This window comes from Motilibacter rhizosphaerae (assembly GCF_004216915.1).
GTDB classification, from domain to species: domain Bacteria; phylum Actinomycetota; class Actinomycetes; order Motilibacterales; family Motilibacteraceae; genus Motilibacter; species Motilibacter rhizosphaerae.
Genome location: NZ_SGXD01000008.1, coordinates 34,636 through 50,852, shown reverse-complemented (window position 1 = coordinate 50,852; position 16,217 = coordinate 34,636). Strand labels below are relative to the sequence as shown.

Genomic DNA, 16,217 nt, shown 5'->3' with positions numbered 1-16,217 from the left:
CGGGCCGCCAGCAGCTCTACGCCGACCTCCTCCACCGCCTCGACTCCGCACCAGCATCATGATCACTTGACACGGATCACCCGCATAATGCCGATTAAAGGACGTTGCGTTGCCCATGGGCCCGCGCTCGGCTGATCCCGGGACCACGTACTGGAGAGCGGCCTGGGACTAACTCGGGGCCTTTGGCTCCGACAGCAGACCCAGGGTGAAGAGCAGCGGTCGCAACGCGTGCGCCAGCGCGGCGTCCATCTCCTCGTCGGTCAGGTCGCTCGGGAGCACCCGATGTTGGGCAAAGTACCCACGGGACCAACTGTCGGGGCGCTCGAGTAGAGCGTCCTGCTCCTCCTGCGAGTACGTCAGGTCGACGCTGATCATGATGTTGACGTCGGGCATGACGTCATCCTCGCTCACCACTTGCCACCCACGACTAGCGCTTCGTTGGCCAACAGCGGTCGGGGTATGCATCTGCCATGACATCTAAGCCCGCCGGGCGACGAGCTGCACTGCCCCTCGTTCTGCTCTTCCTAGGCGTCGTTGAGGCCGCTGCGCTGACGCTCTCCGTTTGGTCCTCCGGCGGATGGCGCTGGGCCTTCCTGCTGCCGGCTCTACTCGTGGCCGCGGTTGTGGTGGACCTCTGGAGTCGGCGCCCTCGCTGAGACTGGTCCGCTCATGCCCCCGTGGGCGCGCTCCCCGCCTACCGCTGCAGCAGGGCGACAACCACCGGCGCAACAACGATCGCCAACACCAAACCGGCCAGCCGTCGCCACCAGGCCGAACTGCCCCGGGTCGGGCGCTTGCTTGAGTCCTCCACGACCCCGAGGGACTCGGCCATCTGCCAGAGCCGTGATCGCTGCTCGCCCATGCAGAGACCGTAGGGGCTTACGAGCCCCCTGGCGAACATCCGCACGTGCCGCCGCTGGCGCTCAGCGGCACTGGCACTCGCCCGGCTGCACGAGTCGGACAGCGTCGCTTCCCATGCCCAGCGAAGCCGAGGCAGCGAGCTGCTGCTCGATCCTCCCGCAACCCCGAGGCGCAGGAGAGGATGCGCAGCACCAGAGCGCACGGCCGCTAGACCCGGCCCGGGCGTCGTGACGCCGAGACGGCGTCCCCTCGCTGCGCGACATCCGCTGCCGCCCTATGCGCGCCAGCGGACTACCTCAAGAAGGCAACGAGCAACTCGACCAGGCCCACCCCGGCCATGACCCCTGCGACGACCAGGAGGGTCCGCTTCAGCGCCGGTCGACCAACCCGCCTCGCGTTGTACAACACCGACCCGGCCATCACCAGCGAGAGCACGCCATAGACACCGGAGGGACTGCCCAGGGTTCGGTTGACACTTCCGCTGTGAGGATCTTGTCCTCGCTGGAAGGATCAGCATCGTGCCCACGCCCTATCCCAAGGAGTTCCGCGAGGACGTCATCAAGGTCGCCCGGCAGGGTGACCAGTCCATCGCGAAGGTCGCCCGCAGCTCCGGGGTCTCGGAGTCCTGCCTGTCGCGCTGGCTGCGGATCGCCGACCGCGACGACGCCCGCGCCGCCGGCGGCGCCCCAGGTGCGCCGTCGTCGGGCGGCGGTGATGAGTCTGCGGAACTCCGCGAGCTGCGCCGCCGGACCAAGCAGCTCGAGCAGGAGAACGAGATCCTGCGCCGGGCGACGGCCTACTTCGCCCGCGACGTCCTCCAAAATGATGTACCCGCTGGTTCGCGAGCTCGCCGCCGACGCCATCCCGGTGACCCGCTCGTGCCGGGTCCTCGGGTTCTCTCCCCAGGCGTACTACGCGTGGTGCGCCGAGCCGGTGAGCCAGCGGGACTGGGACGACGCCCACCTCATCAACGCCGCCCTCGAGGTCCACCACGACGACCCCGAGTTCGGCTACCGGTTCATCACCGACCAGCTCTCGCCGCCCGCGGCCACATCGCCTCCCGCAACCGGGTCAACCGGCTCTGCACCCAGCAGGGCTTCTTCTCCGCGCACTCCCGCAAGCGCGGGACCGGCCGACGGCCCGGGCCACCGGTCCGCGACGACCTCGTGACCCGCGAGTTCACCGCCAGCCGAGTCGACGAGCTGTGGCTCACCGACATCACCGAGCACCCCACCGCCGAGGGCAAGCTGTACCTCTGCGCGATCAAGGACGCCTGCTCCACCCGCATCGTGGGCTACTCGATCGACATCCGCATGACCGCCGAGCTCGCTGTCAACGCCCTGCGCAATGCGATCGCCCTGCGCCGCCCCGCGCCCGGGACCGTTGTGCACTCGGACAGAGGCAGCCAGGGCGGACTCAACCGGTCGTCGCAACATCTCGTGATCGTGGAGGTGTGTGGTGGTGCGTCGTCAACAGGCAGCGGACCGGGCGGTGCGGCCGGTGATGAGGTCACCGGGCCGGCCGTCTCCCGCGCGGGAGGTGGAGCGGGCGTTCTGGCGACTGATCGGACAGGGCAAGAGCAGCGAGGACGCGTCGCGCGGTGTCGGCGTGTCCACGCCGGTCGGTGCGCGCTGGTTTCGCGAGGCTGGCGGGATGCCGCCGCTGAGCCTGGCCGAGCCGTCCGGCCGCTACCTGTGCCTCGCCGAGCGTGAGGAGCTCGCGGTCCTCAAGGCGCAGGGGCTTGGGGTCCGCGCGATCGCTCGCTGTCTCCAGCGGGACCCGGGAACGGTCTCGCGGGAGTTGCGGCGCAACGCCGCCACCCGCGGGCACACGCCCGAGTACCGGGCATCGGTCGCGCAGTGGAAGGCCGAAGCTGCGGCGCGGCGCCCAAAGCCAGCCAAGCTGGTGAGCAACCCGCGGTTGAAGGAGTACGTGCAGGAGCGGCTCTCCGGGCAGCTGCAACGCCCGGACGGGACCGTCGCCGCCGGCCCGCTGACCACCTGGACGGGGCTGAACAAGCCGCGCCGCGCGGACCGTCGCTGGGCGAGCGCGTGGAGCCCGCAGCAGATCTCCGCACGCCTCGTCGTGGACTTCCCTGACGATGAGGGCATGCGCATCAGTCATGAGGCGATCTACCAGGCACTCTTCATCGAGGGACGCGGCGCGCTGAAGCGGGAGCTGGTGGCCTGCCTGCGCACCGGGCGGGCGTTGCGCAAGCCTCGGGAACGCTCGCGCAACAAGCCCCAGGGCCACGTCACCGCAGAGGTCGTGATCAGCGAGCGGCCGGCGGAGGCCGAGGACCGGGCGGTCCCGGGCCATTGGGAAGGCGACCTCATCATCGGGCTGAACCGCTCGGCCATCGGAACGGTCGTCGAACGCACCAGCCGCTACCTGCTGCTCGTGCACCTGCCGCGCCTCGAGGGCTACGGGCTCGTCGCGCCGGTGAAGAACGGGCCCGCTCTCGCCGGCTACGGCGCCGTCGCGATGAACACCGCCCTGCAGGCCGCGGTCGCCAGCATGCCCTCGGATCTGCTGCGGTCGCTGACCTGGGACCGGGGCAAAGAGCTCGCTGCGCACGCGCAGTTCACCATCGCCACCGGCATGGCGGTCTACTTCGCGGACCCCCACTCGCCCTGGCAGCGTGGCACGAACGAGAACACCAACGGCCTGCTCCGGCAGTACTTCCCCAAGGGCACCGACCTGTCCCGCTGGAACCGGGACGACCTCCTCGCCGTCCAGACAGCGATCAACAGCAGGCCCCGACAGGTCCTCGGCTGGAAGACACCCGCCGAGGTCCTCGACGAGCGCCTACAGTCGCTGCAACAGGCAGGTGTTGCAACGACCGGTTGAGCCTGGTCAGTTCCGCTCCCACGCCTTCGTCCGCGCCCTCACCGCCGGCGGGCTTCGCGGCTCGATGGGTCGGGTCGGCACCTGCGCGGACAACGCCGCCATGGAGTCGTTCTTCGCGCTGCTTCAGAAGAACGTCCTCAACCGGCGCCGCTGGCAGACCCGCGAGCAGCTCCGCCTCGCCATCGTCACCTGGATCGAGACCACCTACCACCGCCGACGACGTCAGGACCGGCTCGGCAGACTCACCCCCATCGAATACGAGACACTGCTTCAAGTCGCGCCAGCGGCGTGACCGCCCCCACCCACCCGTGTCAACCGAACCCTGGGCAGTCCCTGCCGCCGGTCGCGTGGTTGGGTCGGTGGCCCGCCGACAAGTTGCAGCGCGCCGGTGACGGGCACGAGGGAGGTCGTCTTCGTCGGCCAGCTCTCCATCGCGAACATGGAGCCTCGTCCGAGACCGCCGCAGACGTCCTTGACAGAGCGGACGGGTACGCCGGGCCCTCCGTAGGTGAAGGTGTCGCCCTCGGTGAGGGCGACCCGTCCCTCCGGGTCAAGCACCTGGACGAGCCCCTGGTCGTTCCGGCGGGCCGTGAAGCCCGCCGGCCAGACGAGGCGGCGGACGCCCGCGGGCGGAGATGGGCAACGTCGTCTACCGTGAGGCCCGGTGCGGTGCTCAGCGGGGAGCGGCGGGACCACCGGCAGGCTGGAGTCCGACCATGCAGACCACCCGCGACATCGTCGCCGCCCCGGTGCAGCGATAACCGCCCCGGCGCGGCCGCGGACGAGCCGCTGCGCGAGCGAGTACGCCGAGCTGTCCCGCACCGTCCGTGACGCCCGCCTCCTGGAGCGCCGCCTGCCCTGGTACTGGGCGCGGATCCTCGGGTCGACCGCGGCCTTCCTCGCCGGCTGGGCCGTCTTCGTGGTCCTGCAGGACTCGTGGTTCCAGCTCGCGGTCGCTGCCGGCCTCGCCCTCGTCGCGGCGCAGTTCGGCTTCCTCGGCCACGACGCAGCGCACCGGCAGATCTTCGCCTCCGCCGCGTGCAACACCTGGGCCGCCCGGCTGATCGCTGGGGGTCTGGGCGGCCTGAGCCACACGTGGTGGGCGAGCAAGCACAGCCGCCACCACGCGGCGCCCAACCAGGAGGGCAAGGACCCGGACATCGGGGCGGGCGTGATTGCCTTCACCGCGCAGGCGGCCCACCGCCGGTCCGGTGTCGCGCGCTGGTTCACCGACCGGCAGGGCTGGCTGTTCTTCCCGCTGCTCGCGTTCGAGGGCCTGCACCTCCACGTCGCGAGCTTCCGCGTGCTGCTCTCCCGGCGCGACGCGCCCTACCGCCGCCTCGAGCTCGGGCTGATCACCGCTCGGCTCGGGGCCAACCTCGCGGTCGTCCTGCTCGTGCTCCCCGTCGGCAAGGCCGCGGCCTTCCTCGCCCTGCAGGTCGGGCTGCTCGGCGTCTTCCTCGGCGGCTCGTTCGCGCCCAACCACAAGGGCATGCCCGTCGTACCGCGCGAGGCGAAGCTCGACTTCCTCCGCCGTCAGGTGCTGGTCTCGCGGAACATCGACGGCGGACGTCTGACGGACTTCGCGATGGGAGGGCTCAACTACCAGGTCGAGCACCACCTGTTCCCGAGCATGCCGCGGCCCAACCTGCGCCGGGCGCAGCCGCTCGTCCGGGCGTTCTGCGAGGAGCGCGGCGTGCCCTACACGCAGACCAGCCTGCTGGGCTCGTACGCGATCGTCGTGCGCTACCTCAACCGCGTCGGCCTCGCCGCACGCGACCCGTTCACCTGCCCTCTGGTGGAGCGCTACCGCGCCTGACGGCGACGTCATCGTCGACGGCCGGGCCCAGACCGTCCCCGCAGGCCTCGGGGTCGATCCCGCCCGCCAGCTCTTCGCCGAGCTCCACACCCACGACGAGAGCGGCATCCTGCACGTCGAGTCGAGCAGCGACAGGGCGCGCTTCACCCTCGGACAAGCCTTCGTCGAGTGGAACGTCCGGCTCGACGCCACGCACCTCGGCGGCCTCACCACCGCCAACGGCACGACGCTGCACGCCTACGTCAACGGCGCGCTCGTCAACGGGGACCCGGCCGACATCCAGCTCGCCGACCACCAGGAGATCGCTCTCGTCTACGGAACAGGGCGTCCCGCTACTGTCCCCTCCACCTACGACTGGCGGTCACACGGCGTCTGACGTAGAGCGGAGGCGAGGCCCCACCCGTCCACGACACGAGTCGCCCGCGAGTCGTGCCCGGGCCCTGCCCGCTGGCCGTACGCGGTCGCCGGCGGCGGGAGTCCCGCTCCTGCCCAGGTCGGCGAGGTGGAACGCCGCGGCCCCTCAGGGCAGCATCTTGGGCGTGCGCTGCTGCTGCAGCTGGACTCCCTGCGCGGTGACCGGCGCGTACAGGTTGACCAGTGTCCCGTCGGGGTCCCGCACCAGGGCCGAGACGTTGCCCCAGGGCATCATCGTCGGCGGCTGGACCACATCGAGCGCGTCGCCGAACTCGGCCTGCAGGCGAGTGAACAGCTCGTCGACGTCCTGCACGAGGAACTCGACGATGGCGCTGCTGTTGGCAGCAGCCCGCGGGGTCCGGTCGGTGATGAAGGCGACGCGCCGCGGGTGGCTGAGCGCGAACGTCGCGGACGGGGTCACCAGCTCGACGAAGTCCTCGGTGAGCCACTGCGGGGTCGCCCCGGTGAGCAGCCCGTAGAAGCGGACGAGGCCCTCCACGTCCTCGGTGAGCACGCGGACAGAAGCCAGCTGGACGGTGTTGGTATGCGTCATGAGTGGCACGCTAGGACCATTGCCGGACACATCCCGCCCGGTATTCGTGCAGGATGTGGACATGGCTCGTCCCACCGCTCGAGTGCTGGCCCTGCTCGAGCTGTTGCAGACCGGGGGCACGCGCACGGTGTCGGAGCTGGCGGAACGGCTCGCGGTCGACGAGCGCACGGTCCGCCGCTACGTGGAGCACCTGCGCGATCTCGACGTCCCGGTGGACGGGGTCCGCGGGCGCTACGGCGGCTACCGGCTGGCGCGCCACTACCGGCTGCCTCCGCTGATGCTGAGCGACGAGGAGGCGCTCGCGGTGGTGTGGGCGCTGCTGCTCAGCGAGCAGTCGCGCTCCGGACCGGCATCCGCGCTGGCCGTGCAGAGTGCCACGGCCAAGATCCGCCGGGTCCTGCCCGAGGCGCTCGCGAAGCGCGTGGCCGCCGTGCTGCAGGTGGTGAACTTCACCGCCCACCCTGACCACGACGGACCAGACGGCAGCGGCGGGCAGAGCCCGCCCGGCCGGCACGGGGAGCACGGGGCGGCCGGCACCGAGGCGCGAGCACTGCTGGAGCTCTCCGAGGCGGCCCGGGACCGGCACCCCGTCAGGTTCGGCTACACCACGCGCCAGGGCGTACCGGCTGAGCGTGTCGTGCACCCGTACGGCGTCGTCGCGCACCGCGGCCGGCTCTACCTGACCGGGTTCGACGTGCAGCGCCAGGCCGGGCGTACCTTCCGCCTCGACCGCATCCAGGCGGTCGCCGTGCTCGAGGGCACCTTCAGCACGCCCGCCGGCAGCGACCCCGTGCAGCAGGTCCTCGGGCCCCTCGCACCAACCCCAGATCTGCACGACGTGTCGTTCCGCATCCGCACCGACCTGACGCACCTGAGGTCGCAGATCCCCGAGACGCTCGCGTCCGCCACGCCGATCGAGGGCACCACCACCAGCACCGCCGGATGGCTGCAGGTGTTCATGCGCGCCGAACGCCTGCCATGGGTCGCAGCGGCACTGGCCGCGCTCGACCGACCCTTCGTCATCGACCACCCCGAGGCCCTGCGCGACGTGGTGTCCGAGCTCGGGCGACGACTCCAAGCGGGCGCAGCGGCAGTCACCGACGAGCAGACCGCTAGCCGGTAGCCGGTGAACGGCGTTCCGAGCCCGTCTCTTGCCAACGGTTCTTTGCAAAGACTACGTTGCCCCGGTGACGAACGTCCCCGACCACCCGCCTGCCGACGAGCTCGTCCTCGACGCACGCACCCTGCGCGGCATCGCCCACCCGCTGCGCATGCGCCTGCTGGCGCTGCTGCGTCGCGACGGTCCTTCGACGGCGACGAAGCTCGCCGAGCGGGTGGGCGTGTCCAGCGCGTCCGCGAGCTTCCACCTGCGGACGTTGGCGACGTACGGCTTCATCGTGGAAGACGAGGGCCCGGCTGACCGGCACGGTCGCGAGCGCTGGTGGCGGGCAGCGCACCGTGGCACGCGGCTCGAGGACATCCCGTCCGATCCCGCTGCGCGGGCTGCCGCCATCGAGTTCGTGGGCGTCGTCGCGGCGGCGCACGCGCAGCGCATGCAGAGCTGGGTCGCGGCCATGGACACAGCGCCCGCGGAGTGGCTGCAGGTCGGGTCGCTCTCGGACACGACCCTCGACCTCACTCCGGCCCGCGCGCAGGAGCTGCTCGATCGCATCGAGGTCCTGCTCGCCGACTTCCAGCGCCACGAACCCGACCGGACCCTCGCGCCGGACGAGGAGCGGGTGAGCTTCCAGTGGCAGCTGCTGCCCGAGCCGGCGGCCGCCCCGAGGGGCCACCGGTGACCCTCGGCGTCGCCGCACGGACCCCGCGCCGGGCACTCCCGGCGCTGCTCGTGGCTCAGGGTGTCTCCACGGTGGGCACCCGCATGTCGGTCATCGCGGTGCCGTGGTTCGTGCTGGTCACGACGGGAAGTGCGGCCCGTACGGGCCTGGTCGCCTTCGCCGAGCTGGCGGCGTACGTCGTCAGCTCGGTGGCGGGCTCACCGGTGGTCGACCGGGTAGGCCCCCGGCGCGCCAGCCTGGTGTGCGACGGACTCAGCGGAGTGGCGGCGGCGGCCGTCCCCGTGCTCCACGCAGCGGGCATGCTGCACCTGTCGATGCTGCTCGTCCTGGTCGCGCTCCTGGGGGCGGCGCGCGGACCGGGTGACAACGCCAAGTTCGTGCTGCTGCCCGACGTCGCCGCGGGCTCGGGCACGACCACCGCGACCGCGACAGCGTTCTACGAGGGTGTCGACCGCGGAGCGGCGCTCGTCGGGGCACCGCTGGGGGGCGTCCTCGTTGCGGAGTTCGGCGCAGCACCCGTCGTCGCCCTCGACGCGGCGAGCTTCGTGGCGGCCCTGGGCTGCACGCTGCTCGTGCCGCGACGGACCCCCACACCAACGGAGGGGGCGTACCTGAACCGGTTCACCGACGGCCTTCGCTTCCTGCGCCGCGATGGTCTGCTGCTCGCCATCGCGCAGATGCTCCTCGTGACCAACCTGCTGGACACCGCTTTCGCCACCCCGCTGCTTCCGCTGTGGGTGCGGAGCGAGGGGCGCGGTGCCGGCACCATCGGTGTGGTGTTCGGCGCGGCAGCGCTCGGCGCCACGGTCAGCTCGCTCGCGATGGTGCGCCTCAGTACGCGGCTGCCGAGGCGTGCGACGTTCGCGGTCGGCCTGCTGCTGGCCGGGTTCCCCCGCTTCGTCGCGACCGCGCTCGATGCCCCGGTCCCGCTGCTCGTCGCGGTCGTGCTGAGCGGCGGGCTGGCCGCCGGACTGCTCAACCCGATCCTGGCGACGGTGCAGTTCGAGCGCATCCCCGAGGCACTCCGCGCTCGGGTGCTGGCCGTGAGCGTCGCGGTGGCGTTCGCCGGCATGCCGCTCGGGGGACTCGTCGGGGCCCTGCTCGCCTCCACGCTGGGTGTCCACGGAGCGATGGCGGCGGCGGGGGCCGCGTACCTGCTCACCGGCGTCCTGCCCCTCGGTCACCGCTGGCGCGCGATGAACGAACGGACCGCACCCGGCGCCACCCGCCTCCCAGCATGATCCGTGCTCCGTGCGGCGATGCTGCTGCAGTCGGGCCCTGCCAGGGCGGATCAGGACGTGGATCTGGTCCTCGCCCGAGCGTTCGCGCTGGGCACCTCCCGCCGGCGCTGCTCCACCCTCTCGGCGACCTGAGGGCTGACCCGGGAGCCGAAGACCAGCACGGCGATGGGGCAACGGTGCAGACTGGCGGTGGTCAGGGGGAACGGGGCGCGAAGGGGCGTGGACCGTGCAGGTGGACGAGCAGTCGGCCGATCTGTGGCGCGAGCTGTTCGAGGGGGCTCCGGACCAGCAGGCCGTAGCCGGGCCGGACGGGCGGGTCGTGCTCGCCAGCGCGGCCTGGCTCGCCGCGACCCCCGCCCGACCGGCGCAGGGGGAGCTCCTCCTGGACGCCGACCGGTGGTCCCGCGAGCTCGGCACCACCGCTGCGACGGCGCTCGTCGACGGCGTGGCGGCGACGCTCCGGGAGCGCCGCGAGGTCCGGATCGAGCTCCCCGGCCGCGGCCCGGACAGCCCCGCGCGGGTGGAGGTCACCAGCTGGCCGCTGGACGCCGGCAGCGCGGTCGTCCGCCTGAGCCGGTTGCCCGAGGCCCGCGTCGCGCACGCAGCCGCGCTGCGCCGCTCGACCCACGACGCCCTCACGGGCCTGCCCGGCCGCTTCCTCGTCGAGGAGCGGCTGACCCAGGCGAGCGTGGCGGCCCGGCGCACCCGCGGTGCCGTGGCGGTGCTCGTCATCGACCTCGACGACTTCACGGCCATCGACACCACGCACGGCCACGACGTCGCGGACGAGGTGCTCATCGGCGTGGCCCGTCGGCTGCAGCGCTGCGTACGCCCCTCCGACACGGTCGGCCGGCTCGTCGCCGACCAATTCGTCATCGCCGTCGCCGGGTACCCCGCCGGCCTCGCGGCCGAGGAGATCGCGACCCGCGTCACGAGGGCGATGGAGGACCCCTTCCGTGCCGGCGGGCGTCGCATCCGCGTCGCGGTGAGCATCGGCATCCACACCGCGACGAGCTGGGACGAGGAGCCGGAGGAGCTGGTCGCGGCGGCCTACGACGCGATGGCCCGGGCCAAGGCCGCCGGCGGCGGCAGGACCGCGCGCTCGGGCCGCGGGGCCCTCCCGGCCGGTGCCGGCGGCGAGCCCGTCGAGGTGGTGCTCGGGGCGGGCTACCCGGCCGAGGAGGGCGACGAGGGGTACGCCGGGTCGGTCCTCCGCCTGCTCCGCCTGCTGCGGCTCCAGGTGGGGATGGACGTCGCGTGGACGAGCGAGTTCGTCGGCTCCGAGCAGGTCTTCCGCTTCGTCGACGCGGCCCGCGGGGCGCTGGCTCCGACCCCCGGAACGGGTCTGCCGCTGGCAGGGGCCTACTGCACGAGCGTGCTCAACGGGACCATGCCCGCACTGATCCCCGACGCCCGGGCGGACCCGCAGGGCGCGCTGCTCCCCGTGACCTTCGAGCTGCGCATCGGCTCCTACCTCGGGGTGCCCCTGCAGGACCCCGACGGCAGCACCCGCGGGATGCTCTGCGCCATCGGAGCGGCACCGGCGCCGGACCTGGGCTCCGACGACCTCAACTCCGCAAGGCTCATCGCGGAGGTCCTCGAGGACATGCACTACCGGGCCCTGCACGAGGCGGAGGAGATGCGCCTCCACGAGGACCTGCGCGACCAGGTCGCGGCGCTGTGCGACGGCGAAGGACGCACGGCGGTGCTCCAGCCCATCGTCGACCTGCGCACCGGCGAGATCGTCGCCGCAGAGGGACTCACCCGCTTCCGGGGCAGCGAGCGTGGACCCGCGCAGTGGTTCGCCGCCGCGGCCAGCGTGGGGATGACCGGCCGGCTCGAGGTCGCGACCGGGCGAGCCGCGCTGCTCTTCCTCGACCCGCCGATCTCGGCACCCGTCGTCACCGTCAACATGTCGCCCTCCGTCGTGACGGACGGCGGTCTGGACGTCCTGCTGGACGGGTGCGACCCCGCGCGCGTGGTCCTGGAGATCACCGAGCACGCGCCGGTGACGTCCTACGAGGACCTGCACGAGGTCCTCGCGCCCTTCCGCGCTCGGGGCATGCGGATCGCGGTGGACGACGCGGGCGCGGGGTACGCGAGCATGCGCCACGTCCTGCGCCTGCGACCGGACCTCATCAAGATCGACATGTCGCTCGTACGCGGCATCGACGATGACCCGGTCCGCCGCGCGCTGGTCGGTGCCCTGCACGACTTCGCCGTCAGCAGTGGAGCGACGACGATCGCGGAGGGCGTCGAGACGGGGGACGAGCTCCGCGCCCTCGCCGGTCTCGGCGTCGTCCTGGTCCAGGGGTTCCTGTTCGGGGAGCCGGCGCCGACGATCCCCGTGCTCGAGCCGGGCCGGTGGACCGCGGAAGCCCTGCACGCGCTGTAGCGCGCGGACCCGCGACCATCCACCCGGGGCCGTTGGCGATCGCCCAGCGCCGTCCCTTGACGTCTCCCTGGTCATCTGGGCCAGTCAGCGCGGCGACTGCCACGCGCCCGGTCGCCGTCCGAGGGTCCACGCTCCCGCGCTCACCCCGCCGACGAGCACCAGCGCGAGCGCCATGGCCCAGGCGGCGCCCGCATGCAGGACCAGGACAGCTCCCGCCGACGCCCCCATGAGCATGGCGGCGACCGCGACCAGCCGGCGCAGGAGCACCCGTACGTCGCGCCGACGCAGCTCGGCGGCGAGACCCGTCAGCGTCATGGTCAGCACGGTGGTCGTCGCATCGGGGAGGGCGAGCTCGCGGGCGACGGCGTTCTGCATGCCGAGGGCCCCAGCCGCCACCAGGGCGACGGCATCGCGCGGCGCGGCGCCGTACGGCTCCGAGCAGACCGTCGCGATGACCAGCGCGACGGCGAGGAGCACGACCTCGACGGTGGTGCCGACGGCGAGCAGGGTCCCCCGGGCCGTGCGCCACCGCGCGACCAGCACGCCGCTCGCCGCCGCGCCCAGCAGGAAGCCGACCAGCGCGAGCACCGAGGCGACGAGCGAGAAGCCCGGCGCACCGGCCAGCGCGAAGCCGATGAAGACGACGTTACCGGTCATGTTGGCGATGAAGACCCGGCCCAGCGCCAGGATGCTGACGGCGTCGACCACACCCGTCGCGACCGTCAGCGCGAGCAGCAGCGCAGGCAGAGGACCGTGCCGGGCGTCGTGCAGCCAGCCCCCGCCGGTCGCTGTCCCGCTCACGCGCCCTCCTCGGTCCTCAGGCCTCATATCCTGGCGAGAGCCTCGTCCGCGCACGTCGCCGGGTGGGCGCTAGCGCAGGACCGCCGGGTGCAGCGGCCGTCCTGCGCGGGTAGCGCTCACGCCGCCGCCCGGCCACGCAGAGCGCGCCGGGCCGCGGCCGCCAGGCCGATGCTCGCGACGGCCGCGGTCGACGGCTTCGGTGACCAGTGGAGTGCGCCGACCGCCCAGTCGACGGGCGTGTCGCGCTGCCGGTCGGACGTACGCGCCGGTGCGGCCCGCTGCGCCGGCGCCGACGAGAAGGCCTCGATCATCCCGTGCACGAACGCCGTCATGTCCTGCGGCCCTCTGCTCGTGGTGAGGTTCCCGTCCTGCACGAGCTCCTGGTCGAGCCAGACGGCCCCGGCGTTGACCAGGTCGTCGCGGATCCCTGGCCAGGAGGTGAGGGTCCGGCCCTCGAGCAGACCGGCGGACGCGAGCACCCACGGGCCGTGGCAGAGCGTGGCGATGGGCTTGTCCCGCAGGACGAAGCCGCGGACGAACTCCCGCGCCGCAGCGGACTGCCGGAGGAGGTCAGGGTTGATGAACCCGCCGGGGAGGAGCAGCGCGTCGTAGCCGCTGGGGTCGGCCTCGTCGACCGTCACGTCGACGCGTACGCGGCTGGCGGGCATGTGCAGGTTGACCCCACGGATGCGCCCTCGCCGCAGGGACACCACGTCGACGCTCGCCCCGGCCGCCTCCAGGGCGCGGAGCGGGACCACCAGCTCGACCTTCTCGAAGCCGTCGGCCGCGAGGACGGCCACCTTCGTCCCCCTGAGCCTGCGTCGCACGGACATGCCGTCTCTCTCCGGTCGCGGGCACGGCCGGCGTCGCAGGAGCGGCTTCCTGCGCTCGACGCCGTGAGCCCTCGCCCCCAGCAGACCCGCTGCCGCGTGGTGTCCGGTATCGGCAGATGTGCCGATCCCGTCCCGGTGCCGGGGTGCACGATCGGGCGCAGCATGCCGGGGACGGGAACGCCGCGACGAGCCTGCGCGTCGTCAGCGGGCGTGGACAGGACTGCTTCCCGCATCGCCGGTGCGATCCTCGCCGTCGTCTTCGTCGCAGCCATCGTGGGCTTCAGCGGGCTGGTGGACTTCGGGTCGTCCGGCCGGCAGGCGGTGCCCTCCCCCTTCGGCTCCGCTGTCCCGGGAGCGCCCACCCCGGGCTCCGCCGACGCCGTGCGCGTCGCGGCCAGCCCGTCGCTTCCGCCCTACACGGCCCAGGCCCAACCGGACCTGACGGTGCCGGGCGCCACCGCGGCCGCAGCGCCGAAGGGCGCCGTCCCGCTGGAGTCCCTGGGCGGCGAAGTCGTCCAGTCGCCGCTCACGGTCGCCGCCCCCGGGGGCACGACGACGGTCGTCTGGCTCGTGGACCACCAGGTGCTGGCGAAGCAGACGGCGGCTCCGTTCGCGGTGACGCTGAAGCTGGCGAAGGGCGAGCACCACCTCGAAGCACGCGCCACTGTGGGCGGCTCGCCGCACCGCTACCGCGCCCGCTTCACCGTGAGCGGCACGGCGGCACCCGTCGCCACCGTGGTGCGCGCCTCCGTCCCGCTGAGCTCGCTGCCTCCGGCCAAGCACACGGTGCACGTGTCCGGCGCGGACGAGCTGACGACCGCGCTGGCCCGCGCGAAGCCCGGTGACCGCATCCAGCTGGCGGACGGCACGTACACCTCCACGCAGTTCGAGGCCTCCGGGTCGGGGACTCGGACGGCTCCCGTCGTGCTCGTGGGCTCGCCGCGCGCGGTGCTGACGACGGGCGAGACGACCAAGGGCGGCTACGCGCTGCACGTGACCGGAAGCTACTGGCACCTCGTCGGCTTCACGGTCCGTACGGCCAAGAAGGGCATCGTCCTCGACGGCTCCATCGGCAGCGTCCTGCAGGGGCTCGACGTCGGGTCGATCGGCGAGGAGGGCGTGCACTTCCGGGACGGCTCCAGCTCCAGCTCGATCATCGACTCGACCGTCCACGACACCGGGCTGTTCCAGGCGCGCTTCGGTGAGGGCGTCTACGTCGGCTCGGCGCAGTCCAACTGGGGCAAGGTCACCGGCGGCAAGCCGGACCGTACGGACCACGTCCTCATCGCCGACGACACCGTCTCGAACACGGCGGCCGAGGGCATCGACGTCAAGGAGGGCACCACCGGCGGCGTCATCCGCGGCGTGCACTTCAGCAAGGACGGCACCAGCGGGCAGAACAGCGCCGACTCCTGGGTCGACATCAAGGGCAACGACTGGACCGTCACCGGCAACTCCGGCAGCACCACGCTGCTCGACGCCTTCCAGGTCCACCAGGTCCTCGCCGGGTGGGGGCAGGACAACGTGTTCCGCGGGAACCGCGTCGCGGGCGGGGTTCCCGGCTGGACCGTGGGCGTCTACCCGCCGAAGGCCGCCAGCGGCAACCGCGTCGCGTGCGACGACACCGGTGCGCACGAGGGCGTCTCGAACATCGCCTGCGGCTGACGATCGGCAGACCTGCCGATGCCAGGGCGCCGTCGCGCTCTGTACGGTCGCCGGAGGCCCCGACACCGGGCGAGCTCGCGTGCTGCCGAGGAGACCACCGATGACCGCACCCACCACCCGGACCGTGTCCCTGCCCGGCGGGGACGCCGTTCCTGCGCTGGGTCTGGGCACCTGGTACCTCGGCGAGGACCCTGCCCGTCGGGCCACGGAGCTGGCCGCGCTGCGGTCGGGGATCGAAAGCGGCCTCACGCTCATCGACACGGCGGAGATGTACGGCGACGGCGCCGCCGAGGAGCTCGTCGGCGAAGCCGTAGCCGGGCGGCGGGACAGCGTCTACCTGGTGAGCAAGGTGCTCCCCAGCAACGCCACGCGGCGGGGGACGGTGGACGCGTGCCGTGCCAGCCTGCGGCGCTTGGGCACCGGACACCTCGATCTCTACCTGTTGCACTGGCGCGGGCGCGTACCTCTCGCCGAGACGGTCGCCGGGTTCGAGGACCTGCTGCAGGCAGGGGAGATCCGCGGCTGGGGCGTGAGCAACCTCGACGCGCCGGACCTCGACGAGCTGGCCTCGGTCGCCGGCGGGTCGCAGGTGCAGACCGACCAGGTGCTCTACAACCTCGCGCGTCGCGGGCTGGAGCACGACCTCCTGCCGAGGTGCCGCGCCGCCGGCGTGCCGCTGATGGCCTACTCCCCCGTCGACCACGGCGAGCTGCTCCGGCAGCCCGCCGTCCGCCAGCTGGCCGCCGCGAAGGGCGTCACGCCAGCCCAGCTCGCCCTCGCCTGGGTGCTGCGCCTTCCCGACGTCTTCGCGGTCGTCAAGGCCTCGACTCCCGAGCGGGTCGCGGAGAACCGCGCGGCGCTGGACCTCGTCCTCAGCCCCGAGGAGCTGGACGAGCTCGACCGGTCGTTCCCGCCGCCGACCCGCAAGGTGCCGCTCGAGATGCGGTGACCTCCCACGAAGCAGAGGTGAGCGCGGTCCGAAAGGT

General features: G+C 72.6%; 14 protein-coding genes and 2 pseudogenes. 10 read left to right on the top strand and 6 right to left on the bottom strand.

The genetic code is table 11. From position 1 onward, the window contains the following. Positions 1 to 168 precede the first annotated feature (168 nt). A complete protein-coding gene (locus EV189_RS19550; protein WP_130494692.1) occupies positions 169 to 393 on the bottom strand; it encodes a hypothetical protein in 225 nt (74 codons plus the stop codon). Between the two features lie 301 nt (positions 394 to 694). Further along, complete coding sequence (locus EV189_RS20410) at positions 695 to 862, bottom strand: hypothetical protein (protein WP_165400406.1); 168 nt, start codon at positions 860 to 862, stop codon at positions 695 to 697. Between the two features lie 517 nt (positions 863 to 1,379). Here EV189_RS20410 and EV189_RS19545 point away from each other — a divergent pair. The 4 genes and pseudogenes from EV189_RS19545 to EV189_RS19530 all read left to right on the top strand — a co-directional run. Beyond that, positions 1,380 to 2,270 (top strand): annotated as a pseudogene (locus EV189_RS19545) (IS3 family transposase); the annotation flags it as partial. 94 nt (positions 2,271 to 2,364) lie between these two features. Next, positions 2,365 to 3,711 carry an IS30 family transposase gene (locus tag EV189_RS19540; RefSeq protein WP_231116593.1) on the top strand — a complete coding sequence of 449 codons (1,347 nt, stop codon included), beginning with the start codon at positions 2,365 to 2,367 and terminating at the stop codon, positions 3,709 to 3,711. A 7-nt stretch (positions 3,712 to 3,718) separates the two neighbouring features. Continuing rightward, a pseudogene (locus EV189_RS19535) lies at positions 3,719 to 4,003 on the top strand (IS3 family transposase); the annotation flags it as partial. Positions 4,004 to 4,468: 465 nt separating this feature from the next. Further along, complete coding sequence (locus EV189_RS19530) at positions 4,469 to 5,530, top strand: fatty acid desaturase family protein (protein WP_196788605.1); 1,062 nt, start codon at positions 4,469 to 4,471, stop codon at positions 5,528 to 5,530. Here the strand turns inward: EV189_RS19530 and EV189_RS19525 are convergent. After that, on the bottom strand, positions 5,496 to 5,825 hold the full coding sequence (locus tag EV189_RS19525; RefSeq protein WP_130494691.1) for a hypothetical protein: 330 nt from the start codon (positions 5,823 to 5,825) through the stop codon (positions 5,496 to 5,498). The genes EV189_RS19530 and EV189_RS19525 overlap by 35 nt on opposite strands. Positions 5,826 to 6,050: 225 nt before the next feature. After that, positions 6,051 to 6,497, bottom strand: a complete 447-nt coding sequence (locus EV189_RS19520) for a VOC family protein (RefSeq protein ID WP_130494690.1) — start codon at positions 6,495 to 6,497, stop codon at positions 6,051 to 6,053. 61 nt (positions 6,498 to 6,558) lie between these two features. Between EV189_RS19520 and EV189_RS19515 the strand changes: the two genes are divergently transcribed. The 4 genes from EV189_RS19515 to EV189_RS19500 all read left to right on the top strand — a co-directional run bounded on the left by EV189_RS19515 (position 6,559) and on the right by EV189_RS19500 (position 11,932). Continuing rightward, positions 6,559 to 7,620, top strand: coding sequence for a helix-turn-helix transcriptional regulator (locus tag EV189_RS19515; protein ID WP_130494689.1), 1,062 nt, complete (start codon positions 6,559 to 6,561; stop codon positions 7,618 to 7,620). A 64-nt stretch (positions 7,621 to 7,684) separates the two neighbouring features. Next, the gene (locus tag EV189_RS19510) at positions 7,685 to 8,296 is read left to right on the top strand and encodes a winged helix-turn-helix domain-containing protein (protein ID WP_130494688.1); all 612 of its coding nucleotides are present in this window, start codon (positions 7,685 to 7,687) and stop codon (positions 8,294 to 8,296) included. Continuing rightward, positions 8,293 to 9,537, top strand: coding sequence for an MFS transporter (locus EV189_RS19505; protein ID WP_130494687.1), 1,245 nt, complete (start codon positions 8,293 to 8,295; stop codon positions 9,535 to 9,537). Before EV189_RS19510 ends, EV189_RS19505 begins: the two co-directional genes overlap by 4 nt. A 226-nt stretch (positions 9,538 to 9,763) precedes the next feature. Next, positions 9,764 to 11,932 (top strand): EAL domain-containing protein, encoded by a 2,169-nt coding sequence (locus EV189_RS19500; RefSeq protein ID WP_130494686.1) that lies wholly within the window; start codon positions 9,764 to 9,766, stop codon positions 11,930 to 11,932. A gap of 84 nt (positions 11,933 to 12,016) precedes the next feature. Here the strand turns inward: EV189_RS19500 and EV189_RS19495 are convergent, their stop codons facing one another. Then, positions 12,017 to 12,733, bottom strand: coding sequence for a DUF1275 family protein (locus EV189_RS19495; RefSeq protein WP_165400404.1), 717 nt, complete (start codon positions 12,731 to 12,733; stop codon positions 12,017 to 12,019). Positions 12,734 to 12,849: 116 nt separating this feature from the next. Next, on the bottom strand, positions 12,850 to 13,566 hold the full coding sequence (locus tag EV189_RS19490; protein ID WP_130494684.1) for a type 1 glutamine amidotransferase domain-containing protein: 717 nt from the start codon (positions 13,564 to 13,566) through the stop codon (positions 12,850 to 12,852). A 210-nt stretch (positions 13,567 to 13,776) separates the two neighbouring features. Between EV189_RS19490 and EV189_RS19485 the strand changes: the two genes are divergently transcribed. Both EV189_RS19485 and EV189_RS19480 read left to right on the top strand, forming a co-directional pair. Continuing rightward, positions 13,777 to 15,231, top strand: coding sequence for a chondroitinase-B domain-containing protein (locus EV189_RS19485; protein ID WP_130494683.1), 1,455 nt, complete (start codon positions 13,777 to 13,779; stop codon positions 15,229 to 15,231). A 100-nt stretch (positions 15,232 to 15,331) separates the two neighbouring features. Further along, positions 15,332 to 16,180: an aldo/keto reductase gene (locus tag EV189_RS19480; protein WP_130494682.1), complete on the top strand. Its 849-nt coding sequence runs from the start codon at positions 15,332 to 15,334 to the stop codon at positions 16,178 to 16,180. Positions 16,181 to 16,217 lie beyond the last annotated feature (37 nt).

Coding starts and splice junctions, on each gene's coding strand:
- EV189_RS19550 (WP_130494692.1), bottom strand. CDS start 393: ATGCCCGACGTCAACATCATGATCAGCGTCGACCTGACGTACTCGCAG.
- EV189_RS20410 (WP_165400406.1), bottom strand. CDS start 862: ATGGGCGAGCAGCGATCACGGCTCTGGCAGATGGCCGAGTCCCTCGGG.
- EV189_RS19540 (WP_231116593.1), top strand. CDS start 2,365: ATGAGGTCACCGGGCCGGCCGTCTCCCGCGCGGGAGGTGGAGCGGGCG.
- EV189_RS19520 (WP_130494690.1), bottom strand. CDS start 6,497: ATGACGCATACCAACACCGTCCAGCTGGCTTCTGTCCGCGTGCTCACC.
- EV189_RS19515 (WP_130494689.1), top strand. CDS start 6,559: ATGGCTCGTCCCACCGCTCGAGTGCTGGCCCTGCTCGAGCTGTTGCAG.
- EV189_RS19490 (WP_130494684.1), bottom strand. CDS start 13,566: ATGTCCGTGCGACGCAGGCTCAGGGGGACGAAGGTGGCCGTCCTCGCG.
- EV189_RS19480 (WP_130494682.1), top strand. CDS start 15,332: ATGACCGCACCCACCACCCGGACCGTGTCCCTGCCCGGCGGGGACGCC.